This window comes from Pseudomonas fluorescens, assembly GCF_902497875.1.
GTDB lineage: Bacteria > Pseudomonadota > Gammaproteobacteria > Pseudomonadales > Pseudomonadaceae > Aquipseudomonas > Aquipseudomonas fluorescens_BR.
On the sequence record NZ_CABVHY010000001.1, the window covers coordinates 217,232 to 229,804 of the forward strand.

12 protein-coding genes are annotated in these 12,573 nt (G+C 60.0%); all 12 read right to left on the reverse strand.

The annotated features are described in order from the left end of the window. Positions 1-58: 58 nt before the first annotated feature. Positions 59-1,342, reverse strand: a complete 1,284-nt coding sequence (locus F8N85_RS00980) for an acetyl-CoA hydrolase/transferase family protein (protein WP_150801822.1) — start codon at positions 1,340-1,342, stop codon at positions 59-61. Positions 1,343-1,440: 98 nt separating this feature from the next. Next, positions 1,441-1,719: a muconolactone Delta-isomerase gene (gene catC, locus F8N85_RS00985; protein ID WP_150801823.1), complete on the reverse strand. Its 279-nt coding sequence runs from the start codon at positions 1,717-1,719 to the stop codon at positions 1,441-1,443. Between the two features lie 5 nt (positions 1,720-1,724). After that, on the reverse strand, positions 1,725-3,038 hold the full coding sequence (locus F8N85_RS00990; protein WP_150801824.1) for an MFS transporter: 1,314 nt from the start codon (positions 3,036-3,038) through the stop codon (positions 1,725-1,727). 135 nt (positions 3,039-3,173) lie between these two features. Continuing rightward, positions 3,174-4,049, reverse strand: a complete 876-nt coding sequence (locus F8N85_RS00995) for an acyl-CoA thioesterase (protein WP_150801825.1) — start codon at positions 4,047-4,049, stop codon at positions 3,174-3,176. Beyond that, positions 4,046-4,768 (reverse strand): 3-oxoacid CoA-transferase subunit B, encoded by a 723-nt coding sequence (locus tag F8N85_RS01000; RefSeq protein WP_412072469.1) that lies wholly within the window; start codon positions 4,766-4,768, stop codon positions 4,046-4,048. Before F8N85_RS01000 ends, F8N85_RS00995 begins: the two co-directional genes overlap by 4 nt. Beyond that, a complete protein-coding gene (locus F8N85_RS01005) occupies positions 4,765-5,469 on the reverse strand; it encodes a 3-oxoacid CoA-transferase subunit A (protein WP_150801827.1) in 705 nt (234 codons plus the stop codon). The genes F8N85_RS01000 and F8N85_RS01005 overlap by 4 nt, the downstream gene beginning before the upstream one ends. 205 nt (positions 5,470-5,674) lie before the next feature. Next, positions 5,675-6,376 carry an SDR family oxidoreductase gene (locus F8N85_RS01010; RefSeq protein ID WP_150801828.1) on the reverse strand — a complete coding sequence of 234 codons (702 nt, stop codon included), beginning with the start codon at positions 6,374-6,376 and terminating at the stop codon, positions 5,675-5,677. Between the two features lie 172 nt (positions 6,377-6,548). Beyond that, the gene (locus F8N85_RS01015) at positions 6,549-7,601 is read right to left on the reverse strand and encodes a cyclase family protein (RefSeq protein WP_150801829.1); all 1,053 of its coding nucleotides are present in this window, start codon (positions 7,599-7,601) and stop codon (positions 6,549-6,551) included. Positions 7,602-7,724: 123 nt separating this feature from the next. Further along, positions 7,725-8,648 (reverse strand): LysR substrate-binding domain-containing protein, encoded by a 924-nt coding sequence (locus tag F8N85_RS01020; RefSeq protein ID WP_128874260.1) that lies wholly within the window; start codon positions 8,646-8,648, stop codon positions 7,725-7,727. A 91-nt stretch (positions 8,649-8,739) separates the two neighbouring features. Next, on the reverse strand, positions 8,740-9,630 hold the full coding sequence (locus F8N85_RS01025) for an MBL fold metallo-hydrolase (protein WP_150801830.1): 891 nt from the start codon (positions 9,628-9,630) through the stop codon (positions 8,740-8,742). Positions 9,631-9,664: 34 nt separating this feature from the next. Next, positions 9,665-10,630 carry an alpha/beta fold hydrolase gene (locus F8N85_RS01030; RefSeq protein ID WP_224795606.1) on the reverse strand — a complete coding sequence of 322 codons (966 nt, stop codon included), beginning with the start codon at positions 10,628-10,630 and terminating at the stop codon, positions 9,665-9,667. Further along, positions 10,539-11,735 (reverse strand): acetyl-CoA C-acetyltransferase, encoded by a 1,197-nt coding sequence (locus F8N85_RS01035; protein WP_150801831.1) that lies wholly within the window; start codon positions 11,733-11,735, stop codon positions 10,539-10,541. Before F8N85_RS01035 ends, F8N85_RS01030 begins: the two co-directional genes overlap by 92 nt. Positions 11,736-12,573 lie beyond the last annotated feature (838 nt).

Sequence of the window (12,573 nt, forward strand, 5' to 3'; positions counted from 1 at the left end):
AACCTGAATCCGGCGGAATGGCGGGAGGGTCAAGGAGACCCTCTCACACGCTGCGCACCTACATCCTGTTGGTACTCGCCCTTTCAGCGTCGCCCTTATCGAGTTGCGCCTGGAGTGCAGTCCTGTGTTCGGGATGGGCGATGTCCAGCAACTTTGTGATGCGCTGATTGAGAGTGGTACCGCGCAGATCGGCTACGCCGTACTCGGTGACGACAATGACCGCGTCGCTGCGTGCAATGGTGACGGGTCCGTTTAATCTCGCCACGATTCGACTGTGACCGCCCGCGGTAGAAGGCAGCGCGATAATCGGCAATCCGCCTTTTGAACGTCGTGCGCCGCGGATAAAGTCGACCGCTCCGCCGATGGCGCCGACGTAGCTGCCTGCGGCCAGTTCCGAATTGACCTGACCGGTCAGGTCGACTTCGACCGCTGAGTTGATCGCTACCAGCTTGTCGATGCTCTCAAGGATGTGCGCATCATGGGTATAGCGTGTCGAGCGTAATTGGATCGCCGGGTTGTGGTGAGCATAGTCATGAAGCAGGCTGCTTCCCATGAGAATGCCACCTATGCTGATGCCGCGGTCGATCGTCTTGCGCTGGTTGGTAATAGCACCGCTTAGCATCAGGCGTGCTACACCGTCCCCAAGGCTGCCTGAATGCACGCCCAAATGGCGATGTTCGGCTAATGCACTCAAGACCGCGTCGGGTATGGCGCCGATGCCCATCTGCAGGGTGGCGCCATCTTCGATCAGTCCGGCGATATGCCTGGCGATGCGCTGATCGATTTCCCGGACAGGGCCGGGCGGATTTTCCATGGGCGCCCGATCGGTGAACAGGATGGCGTCCAAATCATCGTCGCCCAAGGTCCGGTCGCTGTAAGTCCATGGCGCCTGAGCATTGATTTCTGCGATCACCAGGCGCGCGCTGTCGAGTGCCGGCAGCAAATACTCGCTGGCCAGGCTCAGGCTGTAGCGACCCTCGGCATTGGCGGGCGCCAGTTGCAGCATCAACACATCGATCCGCAAAGCGCCGCTGCTGATCAGGTCCGGTAGTTCGGAATAGTGGCTGGGCATGACTTGCAGCAACCCGGCATTCGCCAATTGGCGGTTGGCCCCCGCGCCGCAATACGCGATGAAATCCACGTGATCGGCGTGCTCGGGTGTACAGGTCGGGCTATTGGCGATCCCTAACATCACCCGGAACCTGCCGATCTTTTGCCGCTGGGCCATCAATGCCTGGGTCAATGGCAGGGGCTCGGCGTTGGCCTGGCCCCACATTACCGTGTCGCCCGGTAGGATCAGTGTGGCCAGGTCCAGCGATTCGAGGTGCAAGAGCTGTGGCATCAGGGGCGTTCTCGGCGACAGTCAGCCGCAGCTGCTGGTGGGGCAGCCAAAGCTTCAAAAAAGGTTGGGAAACGGCGACGCGAAGGCCGCCGTGGTCTTTAGACGATTGAGGACGGGTGCTTGGCCAACGGCGTGACCTGGATGGTCATGTACGGGAACAATGGCAGGCTGGACAGCAGCTCATGCAGTTCGTCGTTACTGGCCACGTCGAGGATGCTGATGTTTGAATATTGCCCGACTACTCGCCACAGGTGCGGCCATTTGCCTGCCTCCTGAAGCGCAGTGGCGCGTTTCTTCTCGGCAATCTTGATTGCCTCCACTGTGTCGGCAGGGATATCGCGAGGAATCTTTACGTCCATTTTTACGTGATAAAGCATGGGTTCTACTCCGATTGGATTTTGCTGTTGATCAATGGATGGTCGGCAACCCTGGCATCGTGATCGTCCGGGTTGTGACCCAGGTTGGCGTCGACATCCTCCAGGCGCACACCGCGGGTCTCTGGCAGCAGCAACACGGCGATGATTGCCAAGGCGTAGGCCACCAGGCAGAAGCCACCAATCGCTTGCGCCAAGCCAAAACGCTCAGACAGGACCCCGACCCCAGCGATGGACAATGCACCCAGGGATTTACCCAGGTTGTAGGAGAAGCCCATGCAGGTGGTGCGTATGTGGGTAGGGAAGAGCTCGCTCAGGAAGGGTCCGACGACGGCGAAGATGCCCGTGGCAAAGGCGCCGACAGGAAAGCTCATCAACATCAATACAGTCGGGCTCATCGGCACGAGCATATAAACCACGGTGAAAATCCAGGCGCCCAGGCAGAAGACCAATAGCGCAGGACGACGACCGAAACGATCGGAGAGATACGCTGTGAGTACGAAGCCGGCAAACGCCCCGGCGCACATGATCAGCATCGTTATGACCACTGGACCTGGCTTCAGTCCGCGGACCTGTACCATCAGCGTTGGCAGCCACGCCATGATGGTATAGGCGGCGGCCTGTAGACCCGTCACTAACAGGGCGCCCAGCAGGGTCAGGCGAATCACGGAAGGGCGGAAAGCGGAGAGGAGCGAGGCCTTCTCGTTATTTGCGGCCTTGGCTTCCTTGAAAATCTCGGCGTCCTTGACGTTGCGGCGGATGAACAGCACGAACGTGGCCGGAATGATCCCCACCCAAAATGCGACACGCCATGCCATCTCCGGTGGCAGGTAAGCGAGTAGAGCGGTCATCACCACCGCAGACAGTGCCCAGCCCACCGAGAACCCGCTCTGTACGAAACCTAAAGCCTTGCCGCGATGCTCGGGACGAATGACCTCGGCCATCAGCGCGGCACCCACCGCCCACTCACCACCGAAGCCCAGGCCTTGCAGGGTACGCACGACCAGCATTTGTTCGAAGGATTGAGTAAAACCTGCCAGCACGCCGAAGAGCGTGAACCAGCAGATGGTGAAAATCAGAATCCGCACACGACCGTAGCGGTCGCTGAGGATACCCGCGGCCCAACCGCCCAGTGCGGCAGAGAGCAGCGCGGCGGTGCCGAGGATACCGGCCTCGCCCTTGGATATCTGCCAGACCGCCATAAGGGTCGGCAACAGAAAGCTGAACATCTGGGCGTCGTAGGTATCCAGCGCCCAGCCGGAAAAACACGCCCAGAACGTTTTGCGTTCTTGTGAGGAGCCGGTTTTGTACCATTCGAACATATCGCCGTCCTTCTTGTTATTGGACTTTTTATTGGAGGAGACCTTGGGCCTGCGAGGCCGTGATCCAGAATGCAGCAGTTACCGGGTGGCGCCCATTTGCCTTTGCAAAACCCGGCCTTCCAGCCTGACTAAAGCTCAGGCATCGCGTGGTGAAATCAATAAATCCTGGGCCATGCTGGCGACCAGTCGACCGTCTCGCCGGTAGATGTGAGTCATGGTCAGCCCTCGACCGGACAGGCTGCGCACCGCATCGTTGACGAACAGCAACCACTCATTGACGTCGATCTCCAGGCTGTGAAACCACAGCGTGTGATTGAGGTTACTGACGTAATGGTTTTGCCAGAGATCAAGCATCCCTTGCCCGGGCGCCAGGCTGGCGTTCAGCCAACCGTCAGACAGGTACGCCAGCGCCGCATGGTGCAGGCAGCCTTCGGCCGCAAGCGGCTGGTTCAAGCGCACCCAGTAAGCGATGTCCCGGCGGGCAGCGGGGCGCTCGAAATGCTCCTGATGAATCAGCCGGATATCGAGTACCGGCCGGGCACTGAAACGCAGTTGCACGGCCTCGCTGTCCAACGGGTAACGCTCTGCCAGTTCAGCCAGGGTCGGCAGGCTTTCCGGCGCCGGCACTTGTAGCTGCAATTGGTGCGGATCACCGGGTTCGGACTGTGCCACTTGAAAGCTGACGTTGGCGCTGAGCACCATGCCGGTACCCTGGACACCATAGACGTGGCGGGTGGAAAGACGTCGCCCGTCTTGCAGCGCCTCGACGCTGTATTCGATAGTGTCTTTAGGGCGCGCACCCTGCAGAAACGTCATTTGCAGCATGCTGGGGCTGCGTCCGTTCGCCGTCTGCGCCGCAGCCCACAACGCTTGCCCCAGCAACTGACCGCCATAGACCCGGCCGTTGGCATTGATGTCATAGGCATAGCTGCGCCAGTTTTGCTGGCCTGCCGGTTCCAGGGTCAGCAGTTCGGTGAGATCGCGTTGGTCCCAACTACGCTCGCTGTTCATGGGCTCAGGGTCGCCAGAGCGCTGTGGGTCGATGACTTTTGCAGGGGCGACGAGTCATCACGCAGGGTCACCGCGCTGAAGTCCAGCGGCACTTGTGTCACGTCCTGCAAGGCCTGTGGCGTGATGCCATCGATCAACTCGAGCACTTTTACGCCGGTGGCGGTGATATCCATCGTTGCCAGCTCGGTGTAAACCCGGCTCACGCAACCCAGGCCGGTCAATGGGTAGGTGCACGCTGGCAGTAACTTGCTGCGACCGTCTTTGCCCAGATGCTCCATCATGACGAAGACCCGCTTGGCGCCGATGGCCAGGTCCATTGCACCACCCACTGCCGGAATCGCATCCGCTGCGCCGGTGTGCCAGTTGGCCAGATCACCCGTGGCCGACACTTGGAATGCGCCCAGTACGCAGACATCCAGATGCCCGCCGCGCATCATCCCGAAGGAGTCGGCATGGTGGAAAAAAGCGCCGCCAGGGGCGAGTTCGATGGGTTCTTTACCCGCGTTGATCATGTCCCAGTCTTCTTCGCCAGGCGCGGCGGCCTGCCAGCGGCCCAACACGCCGTTTTCACTGTGCAGGAAGAAGTCTTGATCCAGTGGCAGATGGTTGGCTACCAGGGTCGGCAAGCCAATTCCGAGGTTGACGTAAGAGCCTTCGGTGATGTCCCGGGCGACTCGTTGCGCCATGGCAATGCGTACATTCTTGTCCATACCAATCATCCCGCTCGATTTAGAAGTGTCGCTGATTCGCCGGCCGGGTCGCGGCGCAACACCAGGTGCTTGACGAAGATCCCCGGCGTTACGATGGTCTCGGGGTCCAGTTCGCCCAGCTCGCAGAAGCGCTCGATGGAGGCAATGGTGTTTTTTGCCGCCATGGCCATGACCGGGCCGAAGTTGCGTGCCGTCTTGCGATACACCAGGTTGCCCCAACGATCACCGGCCTCGGCCTTGATCAAGGCGTAATCAACGTGAATCGGATACTCAAGCACATAATCGCGGCCTTCGATGGTGCGGGTTTCCTTGCCTTCGGCCAGCAACGTGCCGAAGCCTGTGGGTGTGAAGAACGCGCCAACACCTACGCCAGCAGCGCGCAAGCGTTCGGCCAGATTGCCTTGAGGCACTATCTCCAACTCGATCTTGCCCGCCCGATACAGGGTTTCGAAAACGTGGGAGCCGGTCATGCGCGGATAGGAGCAGAGAATCCTGCGGACCCGACCCGCCTTGAGCAGTGCAGCAAGACCTGTATCCCCCTGGCCTGCGTTATTGCTGACGAGCGTCAGGTTGCGGGCGCCCTGGTCGATCAGCGCCTCAATCAAGTCATCGGGCATGCCCGCACCGCCGAAACCGCCCACGGCGATGGTGGCCCCATCGGGAATATCAGCCAGAGCCGCCTGTACGCTGGTGGAAAGCTTGTCGATCATGGATGTGGTCCTTGTTGTGAGATATTCCGCCGTTATCGTCCAGCGTCGGGATAAAGGCGGGATACAGGCAGACGAAGCGTCGGGTGCGTGGCCCGGACGCTTCGACTTCCTGGTTTGACCAGCTTGCCCAACGCAGCCGGCAGTCACAATTTCGGTCTTCGGAAGGCTTGATTAACCGGTGATTAACAGCCGTTCGACGAGGGCTTTAAACACCTGCCACGCCGACCGTCATTCCACCGCAGACGTACAGCACTTGACCGGTGACAAAGCCACTTCGGGCGTCTAGAAAGAACGCGGCAGCCTGGGCGATATCGTCCGGCATGCCCAAGCGCTTGACGGGAATCGAATCGATGATGGCCTGAGTGCGGGGGCTGTCTGGTGGATTGGCGCGCTCGAACAATTCAGTACGGATCGGGCCAGGGCCGATAGCGTTGGCCGTGATACCAAAGCGGCCCAACTCCAGCGACCAGACCCGGGTCATACCTAATAATCCTGCCTTGGTAGCGGCATAGGCGCTGCGTAGCTCTTTGCCCAAGGCCGCGCGTGAAGACATGTTGAGGATGCGCCCGAAACCAGCCTCTTTCATGCCGGGCAACAGGGCTTGCATGCATTGCAGCGAGCAGCGCAGGTTGAGTGCCCAGACCTGCTCCAGCTCCTCAAGGCTTTGCTCTTGCGCGCTGTTGGGGCAGACCATGCCGACGTTGTTGACCAGTCGGGTGATAGGCCCGCCGGCAAGCGCTTGTTCCAGCGCCTGCGCGGTGGCTTTCACATTACTGAGGTCGGCAATAAGGCCATCTCCGATACGGTCGATAATCACCGGTTCGAAGCCGTCTTCAATGCAACGCTGAGCAATCGCGGCGCCAATACCTGAGGCGCCGCCAGTAATCAGTACTCGTTCTTTGGACATAGGTGTGTTCCTTGAGTGGCCTGTGTGGCTAGTTCTGTTAGTCAACTTCGGCGCCAGAAGTCCATATCCTGCGTTGCTGTTCCTCGCCATAGCGGGCTATGACTCGTCACAGCGCCTTGGCTATGGACTTCTGGCATCCGAATTTGAGCTAACAAACTAGCCACACAGGCCACTAGACTGTTGCGACAGGATTCAATGGCGCACCCACGGCTCCCGGCAGGCGCAAGGGTGGGGCGGTCAGCAGAAAACGATTGCGCTGGTGGGCGCGTAACCATTTGGCCAGAGGCGTGAGGTGCCACAGTTCGCCCAGGTGAATACCCAGCTTGAACAGGCAGTGGTGATGCAATGGCATGACTGAGCAACAGCCATCGCCATGCCCGTTAGGGAAGATTTCCACCGAGTAATTGTCGGCAGCGATAGCGACCAATCCGCTGTCAGTGATCCATTGCAGCAGACGCTGGTCATTACCGTCGAGCACCGCTCCGAGCGAGTCCAGGACCTGGGGGTCCGGTTGCTTGTTCATCCCAAGCAGCGCTTCGGCGTAACCGGTGTGCAGGCAGACAATATCGCCAGGTTCGACCTTCACCTGATCGGCATCGAGCACGTACATCAATTCGTCATAGCCAATATGGGTCCGGGCATCGCCGTAGTGATGGTGCAGGTCGATCATCACGCCACGGCCTTGCACGCAGGTTTCGGCCATGCGTTCGATGCCCAGGGCGTGGGCGCATGAAGTGCTGTGGGGGGGGATTTCGCCCTCAAAGCCGCAATCGGCGATATCGCTGGGGCCAACGACATCAATGCCCGCTGCGTAGCCATTGTAATAAAGCGGCTCAGCCACTCCGTCGCCGTTGGCGTCAAACAGGGCACCAACGTGAGAGAGGGCATCCCACTGGGTGGAATACTGCAAATGCAGAATGGCCAGGTCGTCGCTCAGCACGTCGGGGCGGCCAGCCTGGATGCGGTCGTACTGATAATTCATGTTGACCCCGCCTTTACGCAGCAAGGGACGCAGAATCGGTGGCCGGCGATTGACGTTCATGGCATTGCCGCCCGGGTAATCCAGCGGCAGGCTCAAGCAGAAAGCCAGGCCTTCGCGGACCTCGGCGATGCCCTGCAGAACCTTGTCAGCGGTGAGCAGGTTGAGTCGCCCCTTCTGATCGTCGGGGCCAAAATCTCCCCAGTTCGAACCTTCGGGACGATGTTTCCAACGGTGATGGGTCATGCGGCCTTCCTTTTTTTTATAAATCGCAGGCGGCCGTCAGCCGCTCATGGGCTTGAGCCTCCTTCTCTCAGGCTCGCGTAGCACCGGCAATTCTGTGTTCTGTAGCCTGGCATCAAGTGTTGTTCACACCGCTGGGGCCGCACTGTCCGAGGCGTGGCACCATTCGACCAGGCTGTTGGCGAAATCACGGGCAAACGACGAAAGCCCGTCAAAATCCTGCGCGCACAGCTGGAAGGTACGGACCGCCCAAGGATCGAGCAGGGTGCACGACCCGATGTTTTGTTGGCCCTTGAGCCGGGTGAATCCGGCCTGGGGCACGATGGCAATTCCGGCACCGGCTTCGACCATCCGGAAAATCGCATCGGAGCTCGCCACCTGTACGCGAATCGTCAACGGCGTGTGCAGCGCAGCGGCGGCCCGACTGAGGAATACGTGGATCGCGCTGCCTTCGAGCAAAGAGACGAAGGCGTATTGCAGGGCTTCTTTGAAAAATACTTCGCTGTTGGCCAGTATGGGATGCCCGAGTGGGGCGATGACCATCAGGCGGCTGGACACCAGCGGCACGCTTTGCAGCCCGTCGGTGACCACGCTGCCTGAGACGATTCCAAGATCGGCGCCACCATCGCGAATGCTGCGCACAATGTCGTCGCTGAGGCGCTCGCGCATGTCGATATGCACGTCCGGATGGGTCTTCAGGTACTCGCCCACGACAGGCGGCAAGTATTCGGTGATGGCCGTGGTATTGGCCAGCAACCGCAGCTGGCCCTTGAGACCAATGGCATATTCCTGCAGGTCACCTGTGAGCAATGCAAGCTGCGCGAGGATCACTCGCGCATGTTGCAGATAGGTCTTGCCCGCGTTGGTCAGCGTCACGCCCTGAGGTGAGCGTTCAAGCAGGCGCATGCCCAGGTTGTCTTCAAGGTTCTTGATGCGATTGCTGGTCGCGGGTACCGAGAGAAACGAACGCTCGGCGCCTCGAGTCAGGCTGCTGGTTTCCGCAATGTTGATGAACAGGCGGAAGTCAGTGATATCAAAATGGGTCGCCATTATTGTTCAACTTCTTGGTCAGAGATGACCCAAGGTAATGGCAGTCGCCATCGCCTGTCCATAAACCAGCGGCAGCGTCTGGACCACCGGTTTACCACTGCGCCGGCTCAAAGAGAAAGCCATCGCCCTGGCGCCGGATATAGCCGCAATGTGGCTCGCCAAAGTGCACCGGCATGATCAGTGCTTCCCGATCGGCGGCGCGGTTGAGGAACTCCATTCGCGTAGTGCGGGCAGTGTCTTCCCAGATGCAATAACCCGAATTCACGTCTGGACGGACGATCTGAATAGGGCTGTGCAAGATGTCGCCACAGAACAGACCTTCCTCACCGCGAGAGCGCACACGGAATACCACTTGCCCGGGGCTGTGTCCTGGCGCAGGCTCGACCACCAGGCAATCGGCGATTTCCTGTGGCGACTCCATCATTACGCCAAGCCCTTCGTCGATGATTGGCATGACACTGTCAAAGAACGAATCACCGAACACGTCGATGACGCCTGGCTCCTTGTTCTTGCCTTCCTTGCAGAAGTCGAAGTCTTCCTTGGGAATGTAGTAACGGGCATTGGGGAATGTCGGTACCCAGCGTCCGTCTTGCCATGTGGTGTTCCAGCCGACGTGATCGGCGTGCAGGTGCGTCATTACGACATGGGTTACTTTTTCCGGAGCCGCACCCGCAGCGGTCATCCATTCGCGCACCAGGGTATTGAGCATGTTCATCCGGGGGATGCCCGCACGCGGTTTGAAGTTTCCGACTCCGGTATCGACCACGATGATGTTGCTACCGGCGTGGACCACCCAGAACTGAATGGTCACGATCAATTTGTTCATGTGGGGCACCCAATGATTAGGTGCCATCAATTGGTGGTGCTCTTCGAGTACGCTGCGGTCGATAGAGGGGAACAGAAAAGCCGGATCGTGGGTCGGTCCTGCGTATTCGAGGATTCGGGTGACTTTGATATCGCCGATCATGCGTGACTGCATCATGGAGTGTTTTCCTCTTTTCTCTTATAAGGCTCAGCTAGGCAGCGTGCCCGCTGATGGCGACCCGATGTTCAGGTTTGGCCATGAAAGCTTGGTAAGTCTCGGCGCCAGTACGGCCCTCAAGAATGTAGTGCTCAAGCAGGGCGCTTACCCAGCGCGGGCTCTGCACCGGCATGAAGTGCCCCGAGGCAACGTGTAGCGCTTCGATGTGGTTGGCAAAACCCGCGAGTCGATTGATTTCTGCGGGCGGGCGCAAGCCATCATATTCACCTGCGACCAGCAGTGTATGGAGTGGCAGGCGCGGCAGGTCGACCTCAAGCTCCATGCGCGCAAGCATCGCGAAGATAGCGGCGAAGCTGTGTGGGTCTGCGCTCAGCCAGCGAAGGTTGAAACGATCGAATGCAGCCGCGTCTGTTCGCAAAGGCGCGGGCCAGGTCTTGTCCAGCAGCGCCGGGATCAGCGTTTTCAATCCTTCTTGGCGAATCGTGCTGGCGCGTTCCAGGGTGGCCTCGCGGGCGGTGGGCGCCACGCCACAGGCAGGCGCCAGTCCGATCAGGTGGCTGACTCGCTGCGGATAAAGGGCCGCGAAACGAATGGCAATGGCAGCGCCTACCGCGACACCGACCAATGCCAAGGGCCCCTTGATCTGCAGCCTGTCCAACAATGCCGCGAGATCATGGATGTGTGCATCGAGATCAATTTCGCCGAGGATTTTTTCTGAAAGTCCTGAGCCGCGCACGTCATAGCGCAATGTCTGGAACTTCCCTTGGAGGAGAGTGCAAACCTGGTCCCAGCTTTCCAGGGTGCCGCCCATTTCATGAATCAATACCAGCGCCGGCCCGGTCTTCGGGCTCAGTTCATAGCGCAGTACCTGGTTGTTTACCTTCACCCAGTTCATGTCGCTGCCTCGCTCAGACGCGCTCGAAGATCGCGGCCATACCCTGGCCGCCGCCGATGCACATGGTTTCCAGTCCATAACGCACATCGCGTCGGCGCATTTCATGGAGCAGGGTGGTCATGATGCGCAGGCCGGTGGCGCCAATCGGGTGCCCTAAAGAAATACCCGAGCCGTTGACATTGACCCGCTCGATATCCTGGATGTCCCAGGCGCGCAAGACCGCCAGCGCCTGTGCGGCAAAGGCTTCGTTGACCTCGATCAGGCCCATGTCAGCCAGGCTCAGACCTGTGCGTTGAAGCAGTTTGGCCACGGCGGGCACCGGGCCGATACCCATGCGTGCCGGGTCACAACCGGCCGAGGACCAGTCCACCAGCCGAGCGATCGGCTGCAGGTTATGCCGTGCAGCGTATTCGCGGGACACCACCAGGCAACCGGCAGCGGCATCATTTTGCTGGCTGGAGTTGCCCGCCGTGCACACCCCATCGGGCAACAGTGTGCGCAGGCTTGCCATGGTTTCCAGGCTGGCATCAGCGCGGATGCCTTCGTCCATGCTCACGCGTTCGCTTGCGCCACGTTTACGCGGCACGTCAAGGGCAATGACCTCGTCGGCAAATCGTCCTTCGCGCCATGCTGTCGCTGCATTCAAGTGGCTGCGAACGGCGAAGCGGTCAGCTTCTTCACGAGAAATATGGTAATCGCGGGCCAGGTTTTCAGCGGTCTCTGGCATGCCCGAAATGCGACCAAAACGCGTCTCGGGCTGTGAGCGCTCACGGCCTCGTTCCAGTCGGTCGTGCATTTTTACACTGCCGGCACGCGCGCCCCAGCGCATGTCGTTGCTGTAGTACTCAATGTTGCTCATGCTCTCGACGCCGATGACCATGACAGCTTCGGCGTGGCCTGTCTGGATGCGCATCGCTGCATCGGCGATGGCCTGCAGGCCCGAACCGCAGCGTCGGTCTAGCGAGTAACCCGGCACCTCAATGGGCAAGTCGGCCAGCAGCGCGGCATAACGACCCATGCAAGGCGCCTCACTGTTGGCGTAAGACTGGGAAACGATGACTTCATCCAGAGAGTCAGGGGCGAGGTTCAGGCGACTCACCAGGGTACGAATCACGGTCGCCGCGAGTTGATCGGCAGTCAGTGAGGCGAGTGCGCCACCAAATTTACCGATGGGTGTTCTCAGGGGCGACACGATCAAAGCGTCTTTCATCACGCAGGTACCTTTTATTATGGGCGTGTGCGACATGTTCGACCCAGCATGGCGGAGGTGGGTCTGGCAGACAATTTCGTTTAGCGAAAGGCTGCGTTTCGTGCTGCTTAACCACCGCCCCTTGGCGTAATGCTTTTTCACTTAAGAAAATGGGTGGCGGCCTGAAAGCCGACCGGGTTTTTGATGGTGTACATATCCGTTGCTGCGGTAACGGCGACTTAGGGTTCCGCCCTCACGGCGGGTCACTTGGAAAAGCCCCAAGTAACCAAGGGCTCTTGCCCCTTTCGTTCGGTGCCTCGCTAAGGCTCGGCATACCCTCGCTCCGGTCCTGCTCCGTGGGCCCGCCGCCATCGGCCATCCATGGCCGGGGGCGGCTAACCCGGCATCCATGCCGGGTTGCCCACTGCGCAGAACCTGTGCTCGGCCTCTCGAGGGGGCGTGCACCGCAACAGCCAAAGCGAGGCGGCCTACCGGCCGGCCTATCCTTTGAAGCGTACGCGTTCTGACCTGATTCCCGCGCGGGAACGACCAACACACCCCCTGTCCACCCCCTGTAGGAGCTGTCGAGCGAAGCGAGGCTGCGATCTTTTGATCTTGCCGTTGCTTTTGCCGTTGCCGTTGCTTTGGCTGTAGATCTGCCGCCCCTTTCCCAGAGGCCGAACGTAGGCGTTGCGCAGGGGGCACCGCGGCAAGGATGCCGCGGTAGCCGCCCCCGGCCATGGATGGCCGATGGCGGCGGGCCCCCGGAGCAATGCCGGAGTGAGGGCATGCCGAGCCTAAGCGAGGCACCGAATGGCGGGGCAAGAGCCCTTGGTTACTTGGGGCTTTTCCAAGTGAC